The following is a 26,816-nucleotide window of genomic DNA, read 5'->3' on the forward strand; positions in this document are numbered from 1 at the left end:
GCTCGGGGCTGACGACTCCCCCTGCCATCGGGTGTGGTGACACGTGGTCACCACACCCACCTGCCGACTCCGCAGTCGCCGGATCGGTGGCCGATTCGACTACCGCCGAACCACTCCACCATCACGGTATCTGCGACGAGTGGGCCCGCTCTGGTTCGAGTAGCTCCGCTTCCCGGTCATCAGGCGACCGGCGCCACCGCGGAACAGTGCCGGCCTCACCAACCGGTGCTCTCGCGGCGGTCCGGGAAGGTGCCCGGCGCACCGGGTACTGCGGGGTCGGCCCGGTCCAGCCCTGGGCACCGACTCGTCCGGGGCGACACGGCGACCTCGTACCGCAACACCGGCAACGTGACGTTCTCGGCCGCCGGCGAGTGGCCAAGCAGAACCGGCCAACGGATGAACCGGACGGAAACCATGACCTTGACGTGGCTGTCCCATCGTGATCGACGGGCTCTGTTCGACAAGGCTTCACCGCCGGTCGGTGGACGCCTGGCGAGACTGGTCACCGGCAATCGGCCGCAAGTCCTGCCGCCGTCCCGAGACGCCGCCGCCGGCGGTCCGCGTGGAGCGGACGAGCCGTTCGCACGTGACAGGAGGTTGCCACCGCCCACCATTGCCGTCGGACGCGGTAGGAGGCAGTTCGCACTATCGCGTTCCGGTAAAGCGCAGTACGCCGAACTCGGGGACATCCGGATGAAACCGCATGCGGCCTTCACTTGGAATACTTCGCGTCGGTAGGAGAGTGCCGTCGGGTGCTGCGCTGTTGGATCGCTCGTGCGCGGCAGGCGGGTGACTCCGCGTTTCTCCATCGACACAGATCCTTAACGTGCCTGAGTCCGAACAGCGACGACCGCTGTCCGGTAGAGCGAAATGAGGGATCGTCATGCGAAGACGTGTGGTCATCTGGTCGGCGACAGGAGCGCTCGTCGCCGCCGTCCTGGCGGTTCCGGGGGCGGCGGCCGATCCCGCGCCCGCCGCGACGTCGACGTTGGCGAAGTCCGTCGTCGGTGTGTCCTCCCCGGCCGATCACGGCGCCGCCGCGACCTGGGTCGTCGGCTACGACAACAACGGCACAGGTGTCGGATCGGCCACCATCACCGACACCGTGGGCGCCGGCCAGGCGTACGTGACCGGCTCGCTGGACGTGCCGCCCGGGTGGACGCCGTCGTGGTCCACCGACGGCACCACCTTCCAAGCCGCCGAGCCCGCCTCCGGTGTCGTCGCGGTCCGAGCGCAGAACCCGGCCGCCGAGCCGGACGGGACGTCGTTGTCGGGCCTGCTGACCCCGCCCGTGCAGGCGAGCACCACGGCCACCGGCGGCGACGGTTTCACCCCGCTGCTGCACCGCACACCCACCGGCGCGCTGCAGTCCTGGAACATCTACCACCACGCCGCCCCGACCACGCCGAAGGTGGTGTGCATCGACCTGGCCTCCGGGCAGCCCTGCGCGGGCGGGCCGTGGCCCAAGCCGCTCAACACCGCCGTCGGGCCGTTGGGCAGCGGCGCGACCGGTGACATCAGCAGTCCGATGGCGCACCAGTACTTCCGCGACCCGGCCGCGCCGTCCCAGGTCCTCTACACCGCCGCGACCACCTCGTCGGTCGGGGTCGGCTGCCTCGACCTGGCCGCCGCGGCGAACTGCGGCTACTGGCCCCTGGCCACCCCCGGTGGCATCTCGGGCGCGAACAACACGGCCGGCTTCGTCGAAGTCGGCGGCAACCTCTACGGCCTGGCCGGCACGGGCGCGGTCCTGTGCTGGAACGTCGCCACCCGCACCGCCTGCCCCGGCCAGCCGTACGCGCCGATCGTCCCGCCCAGCGGCGACCAGCCCGGCAACCCGTGGTTCTACGGCGCGATGACCGTCGTGGCGGGCAAGGTGTTCGCCTCTTCGTCACGGCCGGGCACCGGCAGCCAAGCGGCCATGGGCTGCTTCGACCCGGCCACCTCCACCGCCTGCGCCGGGTGGGCCTCGCCCCGGCCCGTCGGCGCGGCCGGCGACTACACCTACAACGCCTACACCGCTTACAGCACAACCGGTGCGCAGGTCGGCGCCTGCTCCACCATGACCGGGTCCTCGCCCGGCGTGACGACCTGCTACGCCCTGGACGGCTCGCCGCTGCCCGCCCCGTCCTCGGCGGCGGGGCTGCCCGCCGGCGTGATCGCGTTCAACCCCGAGGTGATCACCGATCCGAACGGCCACGTCCGCAGCTACCTCGCGATCTGGGGCGGCCCGTACGGCGGCGCGGCGATCTGCCACGACTGGACCACCGCGTCGGCGTGCGCGGGCGTGCCCAACCCGATCACCCACCCGACCGTGAACGGTGGTGTCACCCGTGACTACGGCTACACCTACGACACCCCGACGGGCTGCATGATCGGTCTCGGCGACGCGGGCGTGCTGTTCTCGATGGACCCGCTCACCGGCGCGTCGCCGTGCGTGCGCTCCGGCGGCCAGGTCTCGCTCACCCCGGGCGACTTCTACTGCGACGGCGCGTCCGGCCACGTGCAGGGGTACGGCTCCGCGCGGCTCGTCGGCGTCACTCCCGGCAACGTCGACTTCGGCGCGTCCCGCGTGACCGTGGTCGACCAGAACGGCGACACCGTGGCCACCCCCGGCTTCGCGCCCGACGGCACGGTCGACCTCAGCGGCGTCTCGCCGACCGCGCACCCGACGATCTCCGTCACCACCACGTTGGTGCTGAACAACGGCGCTGACTTCGGCGGCGGCAACCAACCGAGGCTGGTCGTCGACTTCACCGGCGACCCGCCCCAGGTGTGCTTCCGCACCACGATCAGCGCCGACTGCGCCGTGGCCGACGTGTCGAACACCGCCACCGGAGTCGACACCACCGGCGCGTTCACCTCCAACACCGTCACCGTCCCCGTCGCGCCGGGGCCTGCCTGTCAGCCGGTCATCACGGTGGACAAGGAGATCTGCGCCTCGAAGACCGCGTCCCACTGCGGCCCCAACGGGGCGGGGCCATGGGCCAAGAAGGCCCCGGTGGGCACGTTGGGCCTGCTCAACGCGACCGCCTACTGGCGGATCACGGTCACCAACCAGGGCCCGGTGGCCATCACCGACGCGCGGGTCGTGGACTACGAGGAGCCCGCGTGCGAAGCGGCGGCCGGGACCTTCACCCTGCAACCCGGTGAGACCAAGCGCTTCTACTGCTCGACCTACGCCGTGCTGACCCTGTTCCCACTGACCAACCAGGCGAAGGCGAGCTACACGCCGCGCAACTCGCCCGCCAACACCCCGCCGTCCTACTCGGCGTGGTCCTCGGCGACCGCCTGCTCCCTGCTCTGCCTGCTGGGCTGACCCGACCCCGACCGGTGGGGCGTCCCGACGTCCCACCGGTCGAGCCCCCGGTGCTGTCGGCATGGCGAGACCCGACGCAACGCTCCTTGGCGACAGCAGGCGTTCCCTTCTGCCCGCCAGCCGGCGGGGATCCGCCCGGCCGCAACTCGTCGGTCAGATCGTCGAGGCGGCGTCGAGGATTCGGTGCGCCACTTGGCGACAGTCATCGGTTCGCCTCTCGGATGCACGGCGATCTGCTTACTGGGCAACCCATCCGCACGTACCGACACGGTCCTGCACCGCTGTGCCGGCTCCTGCGACGATCCCGCCCGACGCATCCACCACGGCAACGGCTCGCACTCCTGTCCACTCGAACCTACCTCGACAGACGGCCAACCGAATCGCGTTGCTCGGCTTTCTCTCCGTCCCAATGGCCATCGCCACTCCGGGCGACCTGACCTGTGAAATCCAGATCCAGACCGATTTCACCCGCCGATCACCGGACCGGTGACCGACAGGCCCGGCGACATCAGCGGCTGCTCGATCAACTGCGTCTCCGCCGCCGGCTACACGATGCAGTCCGGTGTGGTCGAGGACACCGCCACCGCCACCTCGACCATCGACACCCCGTGCTCGGTGGTGATCCGCGTCGTCGCCACGGGCACGATCACGTGGACACCCACAGCAACCAGCCAATTCGTCTACGTGTTCAACACCGACCCGGCTCAGGGCCCGATCGAGCTGTCGCCGACCATCACCAGCGGGGCGATGGCCGGTGACCAGATGATCCCGGTCGCCTGGTTCCTCCCGAACGTCGACTGCGCGCTGACCGGTCTGAAGTACGGGACCCTCGGCGGAGTCGGCACCTTCGAGTAGAGCCCGGTGCGGCGGAGGCGCGTCCTGGATCGTCGTGACGTATCGGTCACGGCTCCGCCCCAGCGGTAGTGGGTGTCGGCCTCGACGAACGTGGCGACCACCGCCACCCGCTGCTCGGCCGCACCGGTGCCGATGCACTCCGCCGCAACCGGCGATCGGCTCGTCAACCCGACCAAGGTCCGTCGGGATGCGGACATGGGCCCACCGCGGCCGTCGGAGGCCGTCGTGGACCGCATGCCACAGCGTGGCACTATGGCATGAGCATCCGGTCGGAACGTGTCGGTCTGCACCGGAAGCCTCGTGTGACCACCGGAAAACGATTCCACCGGACCATTGGGTCCTTGTGTCGTTCCGCACCGTTGTCGCGCCACCGACATCCTGTCGATCGCTCGTCCGTACGCGCGACCGAAGATCCCCGCTTCCCACGCGATGAAGCACGCCGCCATCCCGTCCGGCCCGATTCCGCACTTCTGCGGTGGGCGGCATACCCACGGTGTTGCGCCGCAAGCCGTTTGGTCGATTGAGGACAGACGGTGGGGCGGCGAAACTCGGACTCCCCGAAAGATTCCGGAGAACGGCGGAAGCCCATGCGTCTGCGTTCCCTGATCCTCGTCGCCGTGGTCACCCTGTCGGCCGCCGTCGGCTTGTCCTCCCCCGCGTCGGCGTCCGTGGTCGACGTCAACTGTCCGCTGGGGACCCAGGTGGGCACCTACTCCCCCGGCATGACGCTGCTGCCGCGCCAGATCGACTTCGCCGCCACCGGCACCCTGGGCGGCTGCGTCTCCCCCACCCACCCCGACATCACCGGCTCCACCTTCACCGCCCTGGTCAGCGGCACGTTCAGCTGCCTGTCCGGCTCCACCACCAACACCTCCACCTACCACTGGAACACCGGTCACCACAGCACCGTCCAGGGCGGCTTCGAGATCAACCTCAAACCCGGCGGCACCACCGTCCTGGTCCTGACCGGCACCGTGGTCGACGGACTCTTCCAGGGCGCGACCGTCGTGCAGACCAAGATCCTGCCCGCCACCGACCTCACCGCCTGCCTCACCCCCCAAGGCCTGACCAGCGTCAGCGGCACCACCTCATTCACCGCCGTGCTCTGAACCCGTAGACACCGCGCGACGGGCACCGCGGCAGCCACACCCGATCGACAGCAGTCCACTTGCGAACGAGGAGGAACCAATGCCGAACTACATCGTCATCGGATCGGGCGGACCGATCGTCATCATCATCGAGTTGGGCGGCGTGGAGGTCTCGTCCCTGCGCCCCATCGACCTGGAGAAGCTCGACGTCGCCGCGACCGCGACGTGAACCGCACCGGCTGACGGCACCTTGGTACCGGGCAAGCCGGCCGATCAGTCGAGCCGTACCGGGCGATCGCAACGGGAGCCCGCCGGACGAAGAACGCGTTCTCGACGGGGAACGCACCCGTGCTCCCCACCCTCGTTCTTCGGGGTACGACCACGGCCTGGCCGTTCACCGGGCGACCGCCAGGCCCGCCTCCGATCCAGCCGGAACCCGCACCGCGAACCCGGAAGTGGTCGTCGAACATGAACCAGCCGTGTTCCGCTCCCGTTGTCGCCGTCTCGTGACCGTCGCGTGCGGCTCCGCTCTGCTCGCCGTCTCCTCGGTAGTCGCGCCGACCGGCGTCGCGACCGCGGACGACACGCCCGCCACCGGCGTCGTCGTGTGCACCACGACCTCGACCTGGAGCTACTCGCCGGGTGTCATGCCGGCGCCGAGGCCGGTCGTCACCCAGGTCAACGATTGGTACACCTCCTGCCTGTCGCCCACCGGTAGCAGCGTCACGGGGGTACGAGCGCCGGGACCGGCGGGCCACCCGGTCCGCCGGCCCCTGCGCGCTCGGTCCCGCCGGACGGGTCGGGATCACCTTCGCCCCCGAGGACGGCACGGGTGTGCAGTCCTGGGCGGCCGGCCGCGGGCTGCGACTGCTCACGCCCCCGCGAGCCGCCGCGGAAATCGCCGTTGACGAGATCGACTCCCTGCGGCTGTTCGAGCGCGCGGGCGTGACCGTGCCGGCAACCGGGGTGGTCCTCGCCGACCCCGGTGACGCCGAGTCCTGTTGGGCGGTGGGCGGTGGCCACCCGGTCTTGTACAGCGCCGCGCCAACAACCTCACCGGTAAGGGCACCCGACTGGCGACCGACGTCGCGCAGCTGCGCGCGGTGCTCGACGACTGGCGCGGTGAGCCGCTGCGGGTGTCCGCCTTCACGCCGGGCATGCCGCTGACCGTGAGCGGATGCGCCACCGGCAATGGCACCGCGGCTCCGCGGCGTCGCACCAGCTGGTCGGCCTGCCCGAGTTCACCCGTACTGGGGCGCGCACTGCGGCAACCAGCTGGTAGCCGACGACGGGCTGCCCACAGGGTCGGCAGGCGGTGCCGGCAGGTGTGCGAACAGGTCGGCGACCAACTCCGCGAGCTGGGCTTTCGCGGCGCATTCGGGCTCGACCTCGTCGCGGCTGTCGACGGCACGGTCTTCGCCGTAGATCAATCCCGGTTCCAGACCGTGGTGTCGCTCGTGCAAGCGCCGGAGATCACCGCGGGCCTGCTGCCGATGGTCGGTGCCCACGCCCTCGCGTCGCTGCTCCCGTCCGTGCCGGTGAGCCGCGTCCGCACCGCTTGCCTGCCGCTGAGCCAGCTCGTCGTGCCCGTCACCCACCACGGCATGCTCGACGCGATCCCCGGATCCGGGTGCTACCGGCTGGAGACCGGCGAGCTCCGGCCGCTCGGGCACAAGCAGCTCACCGACCTGCGCCCCGGCGAGGCGCTGCTGTGACAGCACGCCTGGCCCGGCGACCGGGCACCCGGCGAGGAACTGGAGCTCGTCCGGCTGCTCCACCGCGCGGCCCCGGTCGGCGAACGGCCCGCACTCAACCCCGTCGCCCGGGCCTGGGTCAACGCGGTCCACCGGGCCACGACCGTCGTGGAAGCCCCACCGCGGTGACCACCTTTGCCCCGCACGAGCGGGATCTGACTGCCGAGCAGATGCGCGCGCTCGGCCATCGGGTCGTCGACCTGGTGGTGGATCACCCGCGCGGGCAGCGGAACCGGCCTGTGCACCGGCGAGTGGAAGCCGATGAGGTCGACCTCATCCTGGCCGAGCCCGCCCCGGAGGACCCGGGCGGGCTCGTCGACTTCCTCGCCACCGAGGTGCTGTCCCGGTCGCTGAGCCTGGGCCACCCCGGCTGCTTCGCGTTCATCCCGGGCGCCAACAACTTCCTCGGTGACCTGCTCGTCTCCGGGTTCAACGTGTCCCCCGGCGCGTGGTTCATCGGCGCCGGACCGGTCGCCGTCGAGCAGGTCACCGCACGGTGGCTCGCGGAGCTGCTCGGGCTGCCGGCCGGCAGCTGCGGGGTGTTCACCCCGGTGGGACGATGGCCAACCTGACGGCCACCGCCGCGGCCAGGCACGACCGGCTCGGCGAAGCCCACGACGCAACCCCCGACCGCACCCCGGTCGTCGGGTCCTCCAGCACCAGCCTTCACCGCGGCAACGGCATGAAGATCATCCAAACGATCTGCAACGACTGGGGCGTGCGCCAAGGAACCGACCACAAGGTCGTCTGGGGCCGAATCCCCATGCCCTGACCAACCACGTCACCCACCGATGCGATCCTTCCCCGACAGATGCGTCCGGCCGCACCGTTGAACCGCGGAAGCGGGACGCACCATCCAGTACACGAACATCATGATGCAGATCACATGCTGTTCATCGATGTCGTGGCGTCGCCGCGCGGACGCATCCCGGCTTCGGGATCAGCAGCTGTACCGGCATCCCATCGCTCCCAGTACCGACCGCGACGGTGGCCGATCAGTCGCTGTCCGCCGACTTCGGGATCTGCGTGGCCGGCGGATGTCCGCTCACGGACTTCGCTCAATCCTCAACATCCCCGGTCGCTCCGACCCGGCCCCCAGGATGGGCCCGCCGTGCAGCAGACCCATGATGCGTCCTGGCGGTGTACCGAGTGCGCCCCCGGTCGGAACGGCTTATTCCGCCACCGCTGTCACATCGAGTGGCGATGTACCGGATGAGGCGGCGGCAATCCCGCGCACGGCGGACATGGCGCGGTCCAGGTCGGGGCAGATGGTCAACACCTTGTCCAGCCTGGTCTCGTACAGGTGGCGCAGCACGGCGCGTCGACCGGCCACCACCACCACGAACGCCACTCCACACCGCTGGGCGTGGGCAGCGGCCTGGATCAGCAGCGCCAGTCCCGCCGAGACCAGGAACCGCATCCCGGTCAGGTCCATCACCAGGTCCGAGGTCGCCTCCTCCAACCAGGTCAGCAGCTCGTATCCGAGCGTCTCCACGCTCTCGGGGTCGATCTCGCCCACCACCCTCGGCACCGGCACCCCACCCGCGGTGTCCCACTGCACCGTGACCGGCGCCGACCCCACGTCGCCTTCATCAACGCACGTCCTCCCGGCCTCTCAACACGTCGAAGAGCCGGCTTCTCAACCCCGCCCGGTCACCGGCCGGGTCGCGGATCAAGCGCGGCGTCATCTCTCCACACGGTTAGTCCCCGGCCGGACGTCGCAGGACAGGTGCGTCACATGGTCGACACCAGTTCGGCGTCCGACGTCTGCCGACGCCGGGTCGTGTTCCGCATGGTCGGGTTCAGCGGACCGTCCTGCGCGGTGCTGTTCCAGCACAACACCAGCGGCCCGATCCGTACCCCACCGTCCCGGACGAGTGTCGTCGTGACCGCGCCCCACCCCGTCGCGCGCCTGCGGCCGCTTCCGGGCGGTTCACCTCCACCTGCGCGCGCCGGTCACGAGGCCCCCGTCTCGGGACCTGTCAGGTGGGTTCGGGACGGTGACGAGACACGAGCAGGGCGATGTCATCGGTGGCGGGTTGGTTGCCGACCAGGTCCGCCATGATTCCGGCGCAGACGGTCTCCGCGGTTGTCGCCGTCACTTGTCGGCGCAACTGCTCCAGTCGGCTGTCGAGGTCCACGCCACGCCGTTCGACCAGCCCATCGGTGTAAAACGCCAGCAGCGCGCCGGGTGGCAGGTCGAGGGCCGTGCCCCGGCGGCCGGTAACGGCCAGGTTATACCCGACAGGCGGTCCGACCGGGGAGTCGACGAGCCGGGCCGGTTCACCGGGGCCGGCCAGCACCGGCGGCAGGTGGCCGGCCAGCGCAAGGTCCACGCGGGCGGTGACGGTGTCGATCACGGCGTAGGCGACCGTGGCCATGGTGTGGGCCTCGAAGTGGCTGGCCTTGCGGTCGAGCTTGCCCAGCACGTCCGCCGGGTCGGGGAACTCCAGGGCGTAGGCGCGCAGGGCGCTGCGCAGTCGTCCCATGACGACGGCGGCGGGCAGCCCGCTGCCGACCACGTCGCCGATGACCACGCCGATGCGCTCGCCGGGCAGTTCGAACACGTCGTACCAGTCGCCGCCCACACCGTTCTCCGCGCCGGGCACGTACCGGGCCGCGAACTCCCAGGCGGGTGTGGTCGGCAGCCGGTCGGGCAGCAGGCTGTCCTGCAGCAGGGCGGCGGCCGCCAGTTCGGAGCGCGAGCGATGCAGGTGCGCCGCCGTGGCCAGCCGGTCGGCTGCGAGCCGGAGCAGGTCGACGTCCTCGTCGGTGAACCGGCGCTCGGCCGTGCTGCCGATGTGCAGCACCCCGATCAACCTGCCCTCGGCCACCATCGGCACGCCGAGCATGACCCGCAGACCGCGTTCCCACAGCAGCGGGTTGACCACGGTCGAGGGGTCGACGTGGTCGATCTGCACCGGTTCCCGGCGGTTGGCGACCGCGCCGGCGAAACCCGAGCCCACAGGTACCCGCACGCCCTGAAGGACCTCCTCCTCAAGGCCGGAGGTCGCCCTGGCCACCAAGTGCCCGCCGCCGGCGTCCACCAGCAGCACGGTGACGGTGTCGACCGCGAACAGCTCCCGTACCTGCCGGGGCAGCACGTCGAACAGCTTGTCCAGGTCCAGCTCGCGCAGTGCGCTGTCGGTGATCGCCTCCAACACCTGCAGCCGCCGGGCCAACCGCCGGACATCCGTCATCCGCACTCCCTCCCCGACACGCCGACGCGCACCCAAAGGACAGCACAAGCGCGTGACGGGGGCCATGCGAGCCGGCGCGGAACGAACTGGGTGTGCCTGCGAGCGTAGTACGGCACTCACCTTCGTCCCACCACCGACTGCTCGATCGGATCTCTCTACTCGATCCGAGAGTAATAGTCAAGACCTGTGGATGAAGATCTTTAGGCTGCGGTGGGTGGTGCGTGCTCCTCGGGTCCTTCGACGAGTTTGCCGTTCTCGAAGCGGGCGCCGGCGCGGACGAGGGCGACCGGTTGTGGAACGTTGACCGCTCGCCAGCGGATCTGGGCCGACTCGATGAGTGTGAACGCCATCGCGATGCCGGCGGCGCGGGATCCTGGGTCTTTGGTGACCTTGGTGCGGTGCCGCACGGTGGCGAAGGTGGACTCGGTCGGGTTCGTGGTGCGCAGGTGGATCCAGTGCTCGGTGAGGTAGTCGTAGAACGCCAGCAGCTCCTCGCTGTCATCGGTGATCTTCGCGGTGGCTTTGGGGAACTTCGTGGTGGCTTTGGGGAACTTCGCGCCGTAGGCGGTGTCGAAGGCCGTCACAGTGTCCAAGGCGTGCCGTTTGTCCTCGGCGTTCCAGATCTCGGCCAGGACCTTCTTCACCCCGGGATGCGCTGACTTCGGCAACGCGGACAGCACGTTGCCGATCTTGTGGAACCAGCGGCGTTGCGCGCGGGTGCCAGGGCAGACCTCGCGACCGGGCGAACGCGCCAACGCCCACCTCAAGACCTGGCGCGTCCCGCGCAAACTACGCAGCTGCCCCTGCCGCGCCGGACGCCTGGCCAAAGCCATCCACGTCCTCCAGAACCACGAGACCCCCACAGGATGAAACACTCAGTGTTCCCATTCCCACCATACGACCTGGGTTCAAGGGAAAACATCGGACCGCAGAACGATTTCCCCACCGTTCGTTCGATCTATCGTCGTGGTCATGCCAGAGCAGAGAGCACGGGACGTCGGCCCGTCCCGCGTCGAGATCGCATACGAGCGCCTGGGCGACCCCGGTGCGCCGCCCGTCCTGCTGGTCATGGGCGCGGGCGCGCAGCTGGTCGACTGGCCGGACGGGTTCTGCCGGGAACTGGTCGACCGCGGTGTGCAGGTGGTCCGGTTCGACAACCGCGACGCCGGTCGGTCCACCCACTTCCCCGACGCGCCCGTCCCCGACTTCGCCGCGGCCCTGGCCGGTGAGCTGTCGACGGTGTCCTACACGTTGTCGGACATGGCGGCGGACGCGGCCGGGCTGCTCGACGTGCTCGGGTGGACCGGGGCGCACGTGGTCGGGGCGTCGCTGGGCGGGATGGTCGCGCAGGTTCTCGCGATCGAGCATCCCGAGCGGGTGCGGTCGCTGACGTCGATGATGTCGAGCACCGGCGCGCCGGGCGTGGGCGAGGCCGACTTCGCGGTGTTCGCGGAACTGGGCCTGCCGCCGCCCGAGCGGGAGGCATTCGTCCGGTGGCAGGTGCGGGCGGCGCGGATCGCCGCGTCACCGGTGTTCGCGTTCGACGAGGCCGAGGCGGCCGAGCGGGCCGGTGTCGTGCACGACCGGGGGTACGACGCCCTGGGCCTCCAGCGGCAGGGGCTCGCAGCCGTGGCGACGGGCGACCGCACCGCGCGGCTGCGGTCGTTGCGGGTGCCCGCCCTGGTCGTGCACGGCGCCGCCGACCGTGTGATCGACGTCAGCGGCGGACGTGCCACGGCGGACGCCATCCCCGACGCGGAACTGGTGCTGGTGAACGGCATGGGCCACAACCTGCCGCGGGAATTGTGGCCCGAACTCGCCGAGCGCGTCGTCGCACTGGCGCAACGCGCCGAAGCAGCCTCGGTCCGCCACCCATCCGACAACCTCGACGAGTAGCGGAACACCTGTCCTGACGAGGCGGGCGAGCACCGACCATCGCCGTCCTGCGTCCCGATCACCCCCGTCAGCCCGAGCGTCGCCCCGGACGGTCGGCACGCGATCGTCATGGACCGAGGATCTCATTTGCCCACTGTGGACCTCACGACGCAGGTCGTCACGCCGTCGACATGGGGACGTCGGCCGCCCCGAACGTGGAGTTCATCGACAACGGACACGCGATCGTCGGCGACAGCGCGGTAACGATCCTCTACTCGGCCGCCAGCGAGATCGCTCGCGGCGACGTCCGGGAGGTGCGGGCGAGCGCGTCCAACGGACACACGCTGGTGTGGCTGCGCGACGGTCACACCGAGTTCTGGGACACGACGACCGGACTCCCCGGGACCTGGGGCAGCCACTTGCGGCTGACCTCGGCGCCGATGGCCGGTGGACACTCCTGGGCTTCGACAGTGGCAGCCGGCTGGTCGACCTGTCCGGCGCCGTCCCCACCCGGGAATTGCCGTCCTCCGCCCACCTGACCGACGACTTGCAACACGTCGTCAGCACGACCACCGACGCAACCGAGATCCGATCCGTGGCCACGAACGACCTGACCGCGACGCTGCCACGCACGGTCCAGACGGCGATGACGGTGGCGCCCGGCACCGGGATACTCGCCGTCAAGGCGAGGGCGGGAACCGACTGAACCCGCTCAGTCCGGATTCACGGCCCAGAATCCTCCTGTCGGACACGTCGTGGAGGCACATCCCCTTGTCGTCGGTGACTCCATCGTGTTCAGGTCGGACGAATACGGATCGTTCGTGTGGGACCTGAGCGCGCGGCGGGACCTCGCCTGCGCCCCCGAGCGCAGCCTCGCCTGCCAGGTCGCGGAGCGCGGATTCCCAAGAGCGAGTGGGGGGAGCACGTCCCCGGATTGCCCTACATTCCGACCTGCCCACCGGTGCGGTAGCAGCTCGGTCCTGCATCCGCCTCGCCCGCCAACTATCGCTGGGGCTTCCCGCCACGCGGATCCGGCGACGCTCGAACAACAACAGGCCCTGCACTCTGAAGCCGCCGTTTACCGCTGGTGGTCACAGAGGCTGTGACCACCAGCGGTAAACGGCGGTTCCCAACGCTGTTTGGCGGGCGCGGATCGTGAGAGGCTGCCGAGCGTCTCGCCGAGAGCATCGTGTTCAGCGGCACGTACGCCGCATGCGAACTCGCCGGGCCCCCGTCGGTAACGTGGTGTACCGGTGCGCGCAGGGCGGCGGACTCGACGCCGACACCGCCGTGGGTGCCGTACCGGCCTCGGCGCGCAACCGCTGCGCGGCCTGCCGGGGCGTCACCAGCAGGCCGCCGGTGCGTAAAGACCGTGCTGCGGCCCCGCCGTCCCACAGGTGTACAGACCGAACTGTTCGCCCACCCCGACCCGGACATCGGCCCTGAGTGCGGCCCAGGGGCAGCCAGGAAGTAGGTCTCCCGATAAGGACGTCCCGGTGCAAGGGGCGAAGCGGCACGTCGGGTCGCCACGCAGGGTGGAGCACGGGCCGGTTCAGCGATCAGGTACGGCCGGGACTTGTGTCGAGGGAATCGTCGAGATCGTCGAGTTGTCGCCGGAGGCGTCGGGCATCGGTGTCGCGGCCTTGTTCACGGTAGAACTCCATTGCCTCCTGCCAGGCCGTGCGCGCCTGCTCGTGTTGTCCGAGGGCGGCGTGTGGGTGACCGAGGTTGTCGAGGGTGTACGCGAGGAAGTAGGTGTTCCCGAGGGTGCGGTACCGGACGAGGGCCTGGCGGTAGTGGCCGATCGCCTGCCGGTGCTCGCCGCCGCGGTGGGCGATCAACCCGAAGCTGTCCATGATGGACGCCTCGCCGTCGGGGTCGTGGTGCTGGCGGTGCAGGGTGAGGGCGGCGTGGCAGTGGTCGCGCGCGGTGTCGAGGTCGCCCAGGCGCGCGGAGTACCAGCCCACCGAGTTGAGCGCGTCGGCCTCCCACAGCGGCCGACCGACGGCGCGGTAGAGGTCGAGGGCGTGTCGGGCGTGGTCCAAGGCCCGCCGATCGTCCCCCCGGCGGCCCCACGAGAACGCGAGCACCCGGTGGGTGTGGGCCTGTTCGACGGTGTCGCGGTGACGCGTGGCCAGGTCGAGGGCGCGGTCGAGGTGCGCGGCGGCCTCCTCGTGGCGGCCCAGCCGGGCACAGGCGCGGCCGAGGTGCCGGTGGGCGCGGCTACGGGAGGCGGGATCGGGCAGGTGAGCGGCGGCGTCCAGCGCCGCCCGCCACGAGGCGAGCGAGTCGCGCAGGTGTCCCCGCCGGATGTGGAAGTTGTTCAGCGCCCAGGCGAGGTGCCAGACGACCCGGTGGTGGCCGAGAGCGGCGGCGACGTGCTGGGTGGCCAGCAGGGTGGCGTGTTCGTCCTGCAGCCAGTCGGCCGCCGCCGCGTCGTCGGACAGCGGGAGCGGCCGCACTCCGGGCGCGGGCTCGGCGGGCGGCAGGAACGGGTGGTGGGGGTTGAGGAGGTGGTCGGCGGTGGTGGCGGTGTGCAGGTGGAAGTCCATCACCCGCGTCAGCGCGGTCTGCCTCACGTCGTCGGGCAGGTCGTGGGCGGTGGTGGTGGCGTAGTCGCGGATCAGGTCGTGCATCGCGTACCGGCCGTGCGACCGCCGTTCGACCAGTGAGGCCTCTTCCAGCGCCGACAACGCCTTGCGGGCACGGGCGGGAGGCAGGCCGGTGAGGGCGGCCGCGGCGGACACGGTGGTGTCGGGGCCGGGCGCGATCCCGAGCAGCGCGAACACGGTGCGTTGTTCGTCGGTGAGCCGGCGCAGGGACCAGGAGAGGACCGCGGGCAGGCTGGCCGCGGGGTCGGTGTCGTGGTCGAGCGCTTCCAGGCCAAGCTCGCGCAGTTCGCCGGCGATCTCGGCCAGGGGGACGAGGGGCCGGGTGGCGGCGTTGCGGGCGGTGATCGCCAGGGCCAACGGGTAGCGCCCGCACAGTCCGACCAGCTCCTCGACGGCATCGGGTTCGGCGACGACGCGGGCGGTGCCCAGGCGAGCGGCCAGCAGGGCGTGCGTCTCGTCGTGGGTCAGCACGTCCAGGGTCAGGTGGCGGGCGCCGTGCCGGTCGATCAGGGAGGAGAGCCTGGTGCGGCCGGTGACCAGCACGGTGCAGGTCGAGCCGCCCGGCAGCAACGGCACGACCTGCCCGCTCGTGGCGGCGTTGTCCAGCACGATCAGCATGCGCCGCCCCGCGACCAGGCTCCGGTAGCGCGCCGCTTGCGCGTCCAGGTCGGCCGGGATGCGTCCGGGGTCGACGCCGAGGGCGTCGAGGAACCCGCGCACCGCCACCGCCGGGTCCATCGGCTCTCGCGTGGGGCTGAAGCCGTGCAGGTCCACGAACAGTTGCCCGTCGGGGAACCGGTCCAGGTGACGGTGCGCCCAGGCGAGGACCAGCCAGGTCTTGCCCATCCCGCCGGCGCCGCCGATTGTCGAGACCCCTGCCGCGACCAGGGCACGGTCCAGCAGGTCCACCTCCGCCGCTCGTCCCACGAACAGCGCCGGCGCGGAGGGCAGCTGGCAGGGCACCACCGAGGTGCGGGGCGGCGGTGCGTACAGGTGCACGCCACCGTGCACCACACCGGCCTGCACCACCGCGCCCACGACATCGGACGCCGTGTTGGACACCTCAGGGCCGCCGACACCGGCGAATGCGGAGTCGGGACCACGAGGCAGCTGCGGTTCGGACGTCACCAACGGATGACACCTCCCCGATCCGGTCGACGACTGGACACCCAGCGATACACCGCGCCGCACCGAGCCACTCCGCACAAAGGCGGACCCGCGCATGTGTCGGTCCCTGGCGCGTTCGCGCCGCGGACCGGGCGGGTCGGGCCGATCGCCCCGCGGAGGACCACACCGTCCACCGCCTACCGGGTCGCCGGGCCGCGTCGGAGGGCGATGCCCACCGGTTGCTGCGCGACTTCGGATGCCGCATCGCTGCGATGCGCCGCCGGACAGGCCGAGGTCGGGCATGTGTCACCGGGGGCACATCGCCGCCAGCCGGTATGTGTGCGGCGGGAACGAGCGGGCCATCCGCGTCCACAGCGCCGACGGGCCGCGGTGGCCGAGGGGCTGCGACGGAAGGCCCGGGGTCGCGCGCCGCTCGCGGCAGCGCACCTGCTCTCCGACCACACCACCCTTGTACGAGTACAGCGACGAGGCCTGCGGGTCGTGCTCAACACGCTCAGCCGACACCGGCGGCGACTGCTTCGCCGCTGGCCCAGCTCGCGCTGATGCGGCCGCACCCGCCCGCCTCGAAGGCGGCGCGGCGCCTCGCCACCGGTGTCCGGAAGCTTGTGCCAGCCCTCTTGTGCCTGGCACTGATGAGGTGAGGGGCTGGATCCGGCGCGGTGCCCCGTCTGGTGGGGCTGCGCACTCTGCGCCCGCGTCGGGCCGGGGGCAAGCCCGAAAAGAGGGCTTGCCCCCTTACCCCGCCGCGGACGCCATCCGAGTGCGCCCCACCGGACGGGGCCCGACGCCGTAGACGACGGCGGGGGCTTCGACCGGGTGGGCGGCAGGAAAGAACCGTCGCCGAGCACATGTATTTATCGATCGTCAATACCCAGTCGGATAACCGGCCGACCTCGCCCAATAATCGCGAAATCGTCGAGGATCGGAATGTCAACGGAAAGATTATCATGCGCGTGAAAAATTCCAACGGTTTGTTTTTGGACACCATTCGTTGTGCCGGTCGTCGTCAGCCTGCCCTGGAGGGCAGCATCGGGCCGCGCTCGAACCTTCGCCCCACCTCGCTCTACGGCCGGTGCCCGCAGTGCCGGCAGGTCCGCCCGGTCGACCCGAAGGGAAGGCTGGTGGGCCACGATGAGCCGTGGCGGCTGGTCGTGCAGCCGCTCATGGCAGGCGGAGACGCCTGGACCGCCTACGGCGCCCGGTGGCATCCCGCCGAACTGGCCTCCATCCCGATCCGGATCGCCGCCGAACTCGCATGGCGGCACGAGCACTGGATGTTCATGACCTTCTACGGCGGCCACGGCCACCGGCCGGTCAGCGATGCCATGCCCGGGTGGGTCCGTCAGTGGTTGTCGGTGCATCTGCGGTTCGTCGAACGGTGGACGGGCGAGCGCGACATCATCGACCTGATCCCGGCGTCGGAGGCATACCGGCTGCCGATGTTCTCCTCGTTGGTGGTGTAGCGCATGACGCCACAACCACCCACCGGCGACATCACCCCGCAGGCCGCCGGCTTCGATCCCGACAGCGTCGAAGGCGCGGCCGTGATGCGTCTGCTGCGCCACTACAAGGACCTTGAGCACGACGACCCGGAACGCAGCGTGTCCGGCGGTGACGCCGTTGAACTGCTGGGGCAGTGGTTCCACTCGCTGGGCGTCGACCTCGACGACGATGCGATGACCGCCGCGCAGAAGCTGCGGCTGGCCGTGCGCCGCCGTCCCGGTGGTTCCCTGACCGCCCGCGGCGCCTACAGCGTCCGGATCGGCACCGACCACCCCGAGCCCGAGCACCTCGTGTACCCGGCCTTGCGGGCGCTGGCCGGGGTGCTCGGGCCGGGTACGGGGATCGACCTGTCGAACTGCGACGGCGGCCTGCTCGCCCGCTTCGAGCACCCCGCACCACCGCAGAGCACCGGTACACCGGGACCGGACCTGTGGGAAATCCTCCAGACGCTGGTCGCCACGATCGTCGGCTACGACGCCGACCCGGTGCGCCTGGACCCGAAGCAGTTCCGGTGGGCCGAACGCAACGGCCACCCGCTGATCGTCATCCGGTCCGACGACGGCGGCGTCATCCTGACCACGTTCCACACCCCGCGCTGCGCCTTCGTCACCAGCGCGGGCACCGCCGAGTGCGACTGCGGCTGACCGCGGCACCCCAGGCAGGTCATCTCACCCCACTCCGGCGCTCACCTGCGCCGCTGTCCGCCTCCCCCTGCCTCGGCGGGGCAGGGACGGCCTGCCGTAGCGCGACGCCACGAGAGGCACGCCGCCATCAGCGCAGCGTGCCCTCCTGCGGCCGCCACGGCCGATCGGCCGCGCCCCGCCGACACCGGGGCGGGGCACCACCGCCACCACACCCGATGACGGCGAGCGACCACGCCGCTGTCGATCACCCGAATGCGAGGGCCACGTACGCCACGGCGTGCGTGGCCCTCGCGGAATGGAGCTTCTCGTGTCCCTGACCACCCCTGTGCGCAATGCCGGTTTCGAGCACATGCTGCACATGCTGCGCACCCAGAACGCCGCCAAGATCGACGTGGTGGCCCCTGCCACCACCCTGCGGGCCCGCGGCGGCGCGATCGAGCTGTCCGGGGTCGAGCCGGTCGTCGACGACCACGGCGTCACCCTGGTCGACGGGCTCTACGTGCCCACCGCGGCCGCGGACACCACGATCGCGGCGAAGCTGGGCATCGGCTCGAAGTACCTGCGGCGTCTGCGCACCGAGCGGCCCGACCTGTTCGACGCCAACGTCAACGGCCTGCTGCACGGCAAGTCCAAGCGCACCGCCACCGGCGCGACCAGCGTGGTCTACCCGGCCGACTCCCGCTCGTTCCTGCTGCGGCTCTTCCGCGGCCAGGACGGCGAGCCGGGAGTGCTTCGCGCCATGCTGTCGGACCGGTTCGGCATGGTCGACAACCTCGACCTGCTCACCGCCGTGCTCGACGGCATCAAGCAGGCCGACGTGCAGGTCGAGATCCGCTCCTGCGACCTGACCGACTCCTCCATGCACTGCAAGGTCTACTCCCCCACCGTGGAGCGGCTGGCACCACGCCTGCTGGCCGGCTACCGCAACCCCTTCACCAACCCCGACCTGGAAGCCGACCGGCAGCGGGTCACCACCGACCTCGACACCGGGCGCCGCCTGGCCGCCGCCGAGGGCCAGGGCTACGAGCCCGGCTCGGAGCCTGTGGTCTTCGCCGGGTTCCGCTTCTCCAACTCCGAGGTCGGCTCCGGATCGGTGACGCTCAAGCCGGAGCTGTTCGTGCGGATCTGCCGCAACGGCCTCACCCTGCCCGCGCTGGCCTTCCGCAAGGTCCACCTCGGGCAGCGCATGGAGGGCGGCACGATCAGCTGGTCGCAGGACACCGTCAAGAAGCAGCTCGACGTCATCGCAGCACAGGCCCGCGACCACGTCCGCGAATGGCTCTCACCTGCGTTCCTGGCCCGACAGGTCACGACGCTGGAGGAGCAGGCCGGGGCGCCGGTCACCGAGCCGCAGACGACCGTGCAGGTGCTGGGCCGCGAGTTGGGGTTCACCGAGGCCGAACGCGAAGGCGTGCTGCGGCACTTCATCGCCGCAGCCCAGCCCACCGCGGCGGGCATCGCGAACGCGATCACCAGCTACAGCCAAACCGTGGCCGACCCCGCCCGCGCCGACGCCCTCGACGACCTCGCCCTGCGCGCCATGGCCCTGGTCAAGTAGCAGGCCACCGCCTCCCAGGCGTCCGCGTGCACAGCACGGGCCCACCCAGTCCAGACCGGGTGGGCCCGTGCTGCCGGTGCCAGAGCTCGTCACCAGGCCCCGCCCCGGCGGGTGCGGCCAACCACAGCGTTCGGGCGGCCCTCCGACCGCGGGCTCACCACCACCGCCTGCCCGACGGGCTCCCCCACCGCCTCCCTCGACGCGGTCCTGTCCGCGCACTCCCCCCGATCTTTTCGGTTTATCCATAGGGAAGACCATGGCCACAGCTCATATCCGCTCCCTCCTGCCGATCGCAGGCGGCGCTCAGGACCTCGTGATCACCACCGTTGTCGAAGTCGGCCACCACGCCCACACCTCTCCGCCGGGCCGTCGTCGTGTCAGACCGGAGCGGTGGGACCGGGTCAAGGCCGCGATCCGAAACTCCGACCTGCCCTACCCGGTCAGGCCGGTGAGCATCGACAGCGACCCCGCCACCGGGGGTGAGTACCCGGTGCACGACCTCGCCGTCGCCGTCGCGGTGCTGACCGCCTCCGGCCAGATGCCGCCGCTTGAGGACACCGTCTTCCTGGGCGGTCTGGGCCTCGACGGCAGCGTGCACCCGACATCGGACATCCAGGCGTGCCTGCGGTCCCTCCAAGACCGAACCGACCTTCGCCGGGTCATCGTTCCCGCCGCGGGGCTGGCCGGTGCGCCCGCGCTCGACGGGATCCGGGTTCTCGGCGCGGATACCCTGGCCTCGGTGGTGGCCTACGCCCACGGCCGTCGCGACGCACTCACCCAGGCCCCCTCTACCTGGCAGCCGCCCGAGCGCTCGATCACGCCCGTCCTCGACGACGTGGCGCTCTCACCGTGGGCCGCACGGGGGCTGGCGGCGGCAGCCGCCGGTCGACACCACGTGCTGCTCACCGGACCGGACCCCGCCGACCGTGGCCTGTTCGCCCACACACTGGCAGCCCTGCTGCCCGCGCTGACCGACCAGCAGGCACTCGTCCTGGCCCGGAACCGACGCCACGGCGATCCCGCCCACGACGTGCCGCTCGATCACACCCCGCCCTACCGGGCTCCTTACGGCGGCGCGTCGGTATCGGCGCTGATCGGCAGCTCGCACGGGCCCGGAGCGGCGCTGCTGACCACCTACGGCGTGCTCCACCTGACCTCCGCCGGACGCCGCCCACCGGAGCAGTGGGAGGCGCTGCTGCCGGTCCTCGACCACCGCGACGTGGTCCTGGCCGTCGACGGCACGCCCACCTCGTTCACCGCGGACCCGCTGCTCGTGGTGTCCTGCCCGGACCTGGCCTCCGAGATGCGGCAGGTGCCGCCGCTCGTCTACGACCGCGTCTCCGTCCGGCTGCACGTCATCCGCTCCGACCGCGACCACCGGCCCGAACAAGACCGGCACGGGCAGGCTGCGGTGACGCTGCCGGTGCTGGCCGACACAGTCGCCGCGGCGCGCCTGCGCGCCGCCCACCGATGGCGCGACACAGGGGTGTCCACCAACGCCGAGGTGCCCGCCGCCGCCCTGGCCATGAGCAGCGTCTTCCCCCGCACCTCCTGGGAGCTGCTCGACCGCCACCACCGGGCCGGAGTGCTCAGCGAGCACGGCGTCGACGAGGTCCGACGCGTCGCCTGGTCACTGGCCGACCTCGACGCCTGCACCCACCCCGAGCCCCGCCACGTCGAGGAAGCGCTCGCCCTGCGCCTGCACAGCCGCCCCACCCCGGCCTGAACAGGCCGGCGGCCCCCGCCATACCGCCAGTCATACCGCCCTGCCGATCCGGATATCACCGACCAGCAAGGACCACCGCATGAGCACCGACCCCGACATCGACATCGACATCGAGCCGATCATCGACGCCCCGCTGCCGCTGCTGCGACGCCGCACCCTGCGCCCCGAGGTCTCCGAGGAAGCGCCGTGGACGGGCATCGACGAGGTGCTGCGTGTGCTGCGCGACGCCACCCCACCGCCCTCCACACACGCCACCAGGTCCTGGGAAACCGGCCGGGCACGCACCATCGCCATGATCGGTACCGCCACCGACCTGCGCCTGTCGCCCACCCGCCGGTTGCTGTCGTTCACCGCGCGCTCCACCCCCGCCACCCGCCTCGGCCGCCGCCACGTCGTGCACATCGCCACCGCCACCCACGTGCCCACGCTCGCCGCCCTCGCCTACGCACACGCCGACGCCACCCACGCCGGCCTGGACCTGTCCGACGAGGCGTTCGCCGACTACCTCGACGCCCTCGAACGCCTGCCCGGCACTACCGGCGCCCCGATCGACTGGGGACGCGACCCGCGGGAAGTCCTGGAACAGGTCGCCTCCTGGCGTGACCCCCTGCTCGCCGGACACGTCACCGCCGAACCGGCCCTGGCCGCCGGAGCACGGGCACTGCACACCGCGGCGATGCTGCACGCGCTCGCCGCCGCACCCGCCCGCGACGCCGCCTCCCACAGCGTCGTCACCCTCCTGCGCGACATCCTGGACGGACCGCTGCCCTGGGTGCACGGCCGCAAACCCGAACCGTTCCTGCGCCCGATCAGGACCGTGCTCGACGAGCTCAACGGCGGCCGCAAGACCGGCCGCGCCGACCAGCGCCCCACCGAGACCCGCGTCGAGGACGCGGTGTCCACCGCGGTCATCGTCGAAGCGACGCTGACCGCCCTGAACGGGCAGCCCCGCCGGGCGGTCGACGCGCTGCGGCACCGCGCCGATCAGCTCGACGACATCGACGCCTGGTACATCCCCGCCGACCGCGCCGGGATGCTGCGGAAGTCGGCGACGCTGCTGGCGGAGCTGTTCTCCCCCGCCCCCATCGAGCTGCAACTGCTGCGCCGGGTCCAGCCCGGCGACGTCATCGCCTTCCTCGACCAGCCGGCCTGGGGGCGGGAACTGACGGTCGTGCAGGTCACCGGCCCGGTGCAGTACCTGGCGCTGGGCACCGTCGGCGGCACCGAACGCCTCGCCATCCCCGTCAACGACATCACCACCCCACCCGCACACGGCAGCGGACTGCTCCTGATCAATCCCACGGCCGGGCACACCCCGCCGATCGAACTGAAGACCATCGACGGCCCGCACTCCCCGCTCCTCAAGGCCGGACACATCGCCACCGACCGGTGGGCGATCCTGCCCTCCAGCCTCGCCGGCGTCGACCACGAGACCGTCACCGCTCGACTCCGGGCCCTCTCGCACCGCGCCGTCCACGAGTTCGACGCCGCTCGTCCCTGACCGTCACAGCCCCCAAGCCGTAGACACGCCCCTCCGGTGGGAGACGTCGGTGAACCGCGCCAAGGGCAGCACACCGGGCGAGGGCTTCACGTCACGCACTCCATGCCCGTCCATCCAGGCGAGACCAGCCTCGCTGCGCTCGGTCGCTACGCGATCCCGCCCGGATGAACGAGCACCGCGCGCGTGACGCCCTTCGGGCCCTCCCCCGCTGTGCTAACCGGGCCGCGATCCACCGACGTCCCACCGGAGGCACCGATGAGCCAGATTCACATGTCAACGCACTACCCCGGCGCCACCGCCGAACTGCTCCACGACAACGGCGACGCAACCGCCCGGGTGCGCCTCATCGACGTCGACGACCGGTACTGGGAGGGACCGGGTTCCGGTGCCGAACACACCGTCGAACTCGCCCAGTGGGCCGAGTAGACGTCCTGACCACCTCAGCGTGTCAAGACCGGCCACGGCGATCCGAGCCACAACCGGGTGACCCGGCTCGCCGGGCCGACCGCAACCCCGAATCACGTCAACCCACCAGAAGGAGACGCCGATGCAGCCACCGCACGCCTCAGCCGCGACCTCGCCGCTTCATGCCGAAGTCGGCCGATGGGTCAACTACCACGGATCACTCGACGACCACTGGGGGCGCTACCGGATCACGTCCATCACCGACACCGCCGACGGCCTCCGCTACGAACTCGTCGACGAACACGACTACATCGTCCTCAACCAGGTACGACGCACGTCCTTCACGCTCATGCCCGACGGCCCGCCGCACCACGTGCACAACCTGCACGAACGCCTCGCAGCCGTTCGGCGCATGGCCCGCCTCACCTACGGCGACACACTGCCCGAACTGCTGGTCACCTCCCTGAACAGGGTGCCCGAGGTGGTCGCGGCCAACCGGCACGCCGAGGCCGAGCACTACCTGCTGTCGCTGGAGGCCACCGTCGGCTGCATCACCTCCGAGCAGTTCCAGCAGCGCGCCCAAGCGGTCATCGTCACGGCCGGCGATGACTCGTGGACGCCCTGGCCGCCCGGGGCGGCGATGGTGCGCGCTCCCATCGCCGACGAGGTTCCGGCAGGCATCGAATGACCGTCTCCGGTCACCGAAGCGGCAGCCCGTCTCCCGACACCGATGCCCTGGTCCACGCCCCGATGGGCACGTTCGCCCAGGTGCTCGCCGAGCCGATGCCCGCCGAGCACCTGGTCGCACCCGGCCTGCGCCGAAGTCATCATGCTCGTCGCAACGCTGGAGGTCTCATTGCGCGACCGCACAACAGCCACGCGCCAGCCGGCGGCCACGGCAACGAACCCTCGCTCCACTGACCGACACACCACCCGGGAAACGGTCATCTCCCCTTCGACACTGGAAAGTTCATGAGGTAACCCGAGTGAAGCGTGACAACCCCGACTTCGACGTTCTCGACGTGGAGTCGCCCGACCCTGCCTGGGACGACGAGCGCGTCGCCGCGTTCGCGATATCCGACATCGCCCCCGACAGCCTGGTCGAGGTGATCAGGCGCCTGGCCGATGCCCGCGACACGTGGGAGGACACCTGCCCCGACGGCCGGTCCGCGGCCGAGACCGCCACCTGCCGGGCGATGGCCTCGGCCGTCGACGACGCCCTCGCCGCGCTGACCGCGCACCTGGTCGACGGCGCGGCCGTGCGGCTCGTCGTTCCCGAGGTCGAGATCGACACGCTGCTCACCCACGCGGTGCCCTCACTGGCCGCGCTGTGCCGAGTGGACACCGCACACGGCTGGTTCACCGCGGGGAAGCAGTCGAGTCTGACCATCCTCGGCGGCATCGACCTCGCGGTCGACCTCGTGCGACGCACCCGCACGCGCGCCACCAGCCCCGCCGACTCACGGAACCTGCGCTCGCTGGAGCTGCGCCTCGCAGCAGTACGCGACAACCACCCCAGCCACCACCGAGCGCGGTGACCAGCGTGAGAAGCCGGAGCTACCACCCCGGGCAGACATCCGCTTTCCACCATGCCGCTTCCGTCAAGACCACGGTGGCCGTCGCGGTGGCGGCATGCCCACTCCGCACTGCCCCGTACGCCGCCCGTCGACGCCCCGTCGACACCGGCCGACGGCAGTAGCGGTCAACGATCAGGCCGCTGCACGAGCCGGGCACGGCGACGATGGCGCCTTCCCCACCGTCTCCCGGCTGACCGATGGCAGAGCCGGAATGACCGCACTCGACACCGCCGTAGCTCGAAAAATCCATGGATACCATAGTGCAAAGTTGTTGATCTTGTTGTGGCTTGTGCGCGGCCCGCGACTCGACGCCGACTTGTCATCACGCAAAGCACCCGGCGAACAAACAAACCGGATATGCCGCAGCTGTCCCAGGCGGTCGCCGCGCGCGCTTCCGTCCGATGTCGAATGGAAACCGCACCGACTCGGGCGCAACCGCCACACCGTGAAGGACCGCCAGTTCACAACCCTACTGCGCTGCCGAGTGAGCTTGGCCCTTGGTCACCGCCATCGGCGCCCCAGTCGGCGACACCGTCCACGACACCCGGCCCGCAGGACGCACAGCAGCCTCGGCAGCCTGCAGTCCACCGGCCGGTTTCCTGTGCCGCTGCAATGAGTTCACCGTCCTCGACAGGGCGCCGATCGCGCGTTTCGACACCACCGACGGGGAAGTCGTCCTTTACATTCCGCGCCCGAGGCATGTACCACCTGAAATACCTGCCCGCCGGCGTCATGCAGCACCTCGACGGCACTCAGGTGCCCTACGACGGCTGGGAATGGCACGCGCTGGACGGCTTCTCCGTCGCCGACGACGTCTACGTCCTGCTCGCCGCCCAGGCCGGCATGCGCGTCGAGCGCACCGCCCCGCACGACCGACCCACCGAACAGGGCAAGCCCTGACCCGGTCCGGTCCCGCTCACGAGGCGCCCGATCACGGCCACCTCGCGGCATCCGCACTGCCCGATCACATCCTCACTATCTGTTCAAGGAGCACACCTGTGATGTCCGATCCGACGCCCGAACCGACCCCGAGCTCGTCCACGTCCCCGCTGGACCAGGTCGCGCCGGCCACACTGACCCAGCCCGGCGACCTGATCGCCGCCGCGCCACACCTGATGGGCTACTACCCGGCCGACGCCGTGGTGATCAACGTCCTCGCCGGTGCCACGATCACGATGACGATGTGCTTCCCGCTGCCCTCCGACACGCTCACCAGCAACCTGATCGGCCAGGTCACCGTGATCACGGCGCGCCACCCCGGCGCGATCGCCCTCGGAGTCGTCGTCGGAGGCGGTGAGCCCGACGACGACCTCCTGCCGCGTGACGCCCTGGTCGCACAGATACGGGCCGCACTCGCCGAGCACGACATGCCACTGCACATGTTCTGGACCTCGACGATCACCGCCGGAGCCCGATGGCACGACTACGACGACCCCACCCACACCGGCACCGTGCCGGACCCGAACACCTCCGTGCTCGCCGTGACCTCCGTAATGCAAGGCCAGCGCACATTCGGCAGCCGCGACGACCTGACCGCCACACTGCGCCCCGACCCCCAAGAGGCCCTGGCCCGCCGGGCGAGCCTCATCGACCAGCTGGTCGGCCGGCACGACCGGCCGCGATCGACGAACGACTCCTACCGCCTGGTGATGCGGTACGTGAAGCGAACCGCTACACGCTCCGGGGCGCTCTCCGACCAGGACGTCGCCGCCTTGGCCGTGGCCCTGTCGGACAGCCTGGTGCGCGACTCGTGCATCGCCACCGCCGCCGGTGAGCATGCCCGTGCCGCCGAACGACTGTGGACCGAACTCACCCGGCAGTGCCCCGCCCCCCAGTGCGCCGAGCCCGCCGCCCTGCTGGCCATGTCCGCCTATCTGCGCGGAGATGGCGTCCTCACCTCCCTGGCGCTCGACCGCGCCGAGACCGCCCGCCCCGGCCACCGCCTCGCCGGACTGCTGCGCACCGCCCTGGACCTCCAGATGCCTCCAGAGGCCCTCCGCCCTCTCGTGCACCAAGCGGTCGAGGACATCGAGCGCAGGGGACTGATCGAACCCGAATAACCCCGGCAGAC

22 protein-coding genes and 2 pseudogenes are annotated in these 26,816 nt (G+C 70.9%); 20 read left to right on the forward strand and 4 right to left on the reverse strand.

Annotated features, from left to right (window positions below; translation table 11 throughout):
- Window positions 1–883: 883 nt before the first annotated feature.
- From ACR807_RS03985 to ACR807_RS04015, 7 genes are all read left to right on the forward strand, one after another.
- Window positions 884–3,319, forward strand: coding sequence for a DUF7617 domain-containing protein (locus ACR807_RS03985; RefSeq protein ID WP_438919810.1), 2,436 nt, complete (start codon window positions 884–886; stop codon window positions 3,317–3,319).
- 486 nt (window positions 3,320–3,805) lie between these two features.
- Entirely contained in the window at window positions 3,806–4,174 is a 369-nt protein-coding gene (locus ACR807_RS03990; RefSeq protein ID WP_438919811.1) for a hypothetical protein, read from the forward strand.
- A 587-nt stretch (window positions 4,175–4,761) separates the two neighbouring features.
- The gene (locus ACR807_RS03995; protein WP_438919812.1) at window positions 4,762–5,283 is read left to right on the forward strand and encodes a hypothetical protein; all 522 of its coding nucleotides are present in this window, start codon (window positions 4,762–4,764) and stop codon (window positions 5,281–5,283) included.
- A gap of 79 nt (window positions 5,284–5,362) precedes the next feature.
- Complete coding sequence (locus tag ACR807_RS04000; protein ID WP_438919813.1) at window positions 5,363–5,491, forward strand: hypothetical protein; 129 nt, start codon at window positions 5,363–5,365, stop codon at window positions 5,489–5,491.
- Window positions 5,492–6,587: 1,096 nt separating this feature from the next.
- Window positions 6,588–6,977: a hypothetical protein gene (locus tag ACR807_RS04005; protein WP_438919814.1), complete on the forward strand. Its 390-nt coding sequence runs from the start codon at window positions 6,588–6,590 to the stop codon at window positions 6,975–6,977.
- 290 nt (window positions 6,978–7,267) lie between these two features.
- The gene (locus ACR807_RS04010) at window positions 7,268–7,588 is read left to right on the forward strand and encodes a hypothetical protein (RefSeq protein ID WP_438919815.1); all 321 of its coding nucleotides are present in this window, start codon (window positions 7,268–7,270) and stop codon (window positions 7,586–7,588) included.
- Entirely contained in the window at window positions 7,576–7,788 is a 213-nt protein-coding gene (locus ACR807_RS04015) for a hypothetical protein (protein ID WP_438919816.1), read from the forward strand. The genes ACR807_RS04010 and ACR807_RS04015 overlap by 13 nt, the downstream gene beginning before the upstream one ends.
- 399 nt (window positions 7,789–8,187) lie before the next feature.
- Here the strand turns inward: ACR807_RS04015 and ACR807_RS04020 are convergent, their stop codons facing one another.
- The 3 genes and pseudogenes from ACR807_RS04020 to ACR807_RS04030 form a co-directional block, all read right to left on the reverse strand.
- Window positions 8,188–8,598, reverse strand: a complete 411-nt coding sequence (locus ACR807_RS04020) for an STAS domain-containing protein (protein WP_438919817.1) — start codon at window positions 8,596–8,598, stop codon at window positions 8,188–8,190.
- A gap of 400 nt (window positions 8,599–8,998) precedes the next feature.
- The gene (locus tag ACR807_RS04025; RefSeq protein ID WP_438919818.1) at window positions 8,999–10,216 is read right to left on the reverse strand and encodes a PP2C family protein-serine/threonine phosphatase; all 1,218 of its coding nucleotides are present in this window, start codon (window positions 10,214–10,216) and stop codon (window positions 8,999–9,001) included.
- Between the two features lie 200 nt (window positions 10,217–10,416).
- Window positions 10,417–10,953, reverse strand: a pseudogene (locus ACR807_RS04030) (transposase); the annotation flags it as partial.
- Between ACR807_RS04030 and ACR807_RS04035 the strand changes: the two are divergent.
- The 3 genes and pseudogenes from ACR807_RS04035 to ACR807_RS04045 all read left to right on the forward strand — a co-directional run.
- Window positions 10,952–11,086 (forward strand): annotated as a pseudogene (locus ACR807_RS04035) (IS5/IS1182 family transposase); the annotation flags it as partial. The pseudogenes ACR807_RS04030 and ACR807_RS04035 overlap by 2 nt on opposite strands.
- A 102-nt stretch (window positions 11,087–11,188) precedes the next feature.
- Entirely contained in the window at window positions 11,189–12,112 is a 924-nt protein-coding gene (locus tag ACR807_RS04040) for an alpha/beta fold hydrolase (protein WP_438919819.1), read from the forward strand.
- A gap of 328 nt (window positions 12,113–12,440) precedes the next feature.
- Window positions 12,441–12,797 (forward strand): hypothetical protein, encoded by a 357-nt coding sequence (locus ACR807_RS04045; protein ID WP_438919820.1) that lies wholly within the window; start codon window positions 12,441–12,443, stop codon window positions 12,795–12,797.
- 853 nt (window positions 12,798–13,650) lie between these two features.
- Here ACR807_RS04045 and ACR807_RS04050 read toward each other — a convergent pair.
- Entirely contained in the window at window positions 13,651–15,831 is a 2,181-nt protein-coding gene (locus ACR807_RS04050) for an ATP-binding protein (RefSeq protein WP_438919821.1), read from the reverse strand.
- A gap of 848 nt (window positions 15,832–16,679) precedes the next feature.
- Here ACR807_RS04050 and ACR807_RS04055 point away from each other — a divergent pair.
- From ACR807_RS04055 to ACR807_RS04100, 10 genes are all read left to right on the forward strand, one after another.
- Window positions 16,680–17,294 (forward strand): hypothetical protein, encoded by a 615-nt coding sequence (locus ACR807_RS04055; protein WP_438919822.1) that lies wholly within the window; start codon window positions 16,680–16,682, stop codon window positions 17,292–17,294.
- Between the two features lie 3 nt (window positions 17,295–17,297).
- Window positions 17,298–17,978, forward strand: coding sequence for a hypothetical protein (locus tag ACR807_RS04060; RefSeq protein ID WP_438919823.1), 681 nt, complete (start codon window positions 17,298–17,300; stop codon window positions 17,976–17,978).
- 307 nt (window positions 17,979–18,285) lie between these two features.
- Window positions 18,286–19,536 (forward strand): hypothetical protein, encoded by a 1,251-nt coding sequence (locus tag ACR807_RS04065; RefSeq protein ID WP_438919824.1) that lies wholly within the window; start codon window positions 18,286–18,288, stop codon window positions 19,534–19,536.
- A gap of 256 nt (window positions 19,537–19,792) precedes the next feature.
- On the forward strand, window positions 19,793–21,262 hold the full coding sequence (locus ACR807_RS04070) for an ATP-binding protein (RefSeq protein WP_438919825.1): 1,470 nt from the start codon (window positions 19,793–19,795) through the stop codon (window positions 21,260–21,262).
- A 79-nt stretch (window positions 21,263–21,341) separates the two neighbouring features.
- On the forward strand, window positions 21,342–22,763 hold the full coding sequence (locus tag ACR807_RS04075) for a hypothetical protein (RefSeq protein ID WP_438919826.1): 1,422 nt from the start codon (window positions 21,342–21,344) through the stop codon (window positions 22,761–22,763).
- Between the two features lie 255 nt (window positions 22,764–23,018).
- On the forward strand, window positions 23,019–23,189 hold the full coding sequence (locus ACR807_RS04080; RefSeq protein WP_438919827.1) for a hypothetical protein: 171 nt from the start codon (window positions 23,019–23,021) through the stop codon (window positions 23,187–23,189).
- Between the two features lie 121 nt (window positions 23,190–23,310).
- A complete protein-coding gene (locus ACR807_RS04085; protein ID WP_438919828.1) occupies window positions 23,311–23,856 on the forward strand; it encodes a hypothetical protein in 546 nt (181 codons plus the stop codon).
- A gap of 298 nt (window positions 23,857–24,154) precedes the next feature.
- Window positions 24,155–24,706 carry a hypothetical protein gene (locus tag ACR807_RS04090; RefSeq protein WP_438919829.1) on the forward strand — a complete coding sequence of 184 codons (552 nt, stop codon included), beginning with the start codon at window positions 24,155–24,157 and terminating at the stop codon, window positions 24,704–24,706.
- A 738-nt stretch (window positions 24,707–25,444) separates the two neighbouring features.
- On the forward strand, window positions 25,445–25,645 hold the full coding sequence (locus ACR807_RS04095) for a hypothetical protein (RefSeq protein WP_438919830.1): 201 nt from the start codon (window positions 25,445–25,447) through the stop codon (window positions 25,643–25,645).
- A 101-nt stretch (window positions 25,646–25,746) separates the two neighbouring features.
- Window positions 25,747–26,805 carry a DUF4192 domain-containing protein gene (locus ACR807_RS04100; protein WP_438919831.1) on the forward strand — a complete coding sequence of 353 codons (1,059 nt, stop codon included), beginning with the start codon at window positions 25,747–25,749 and terminating at the stop codon, window positions 26,803–26,805.
- Window positions 26,806–26,816: the final 11 nt, after the last annotated feature.

Source organism: Saccharothrix sabaoui (assembly GCF_051756985.1).
Classification (GTDB): Bacteria; Actinomycetota; Actinomycetes; order Mycobacteriales; family Pseudonocardiaceae; genus Actinosynnema.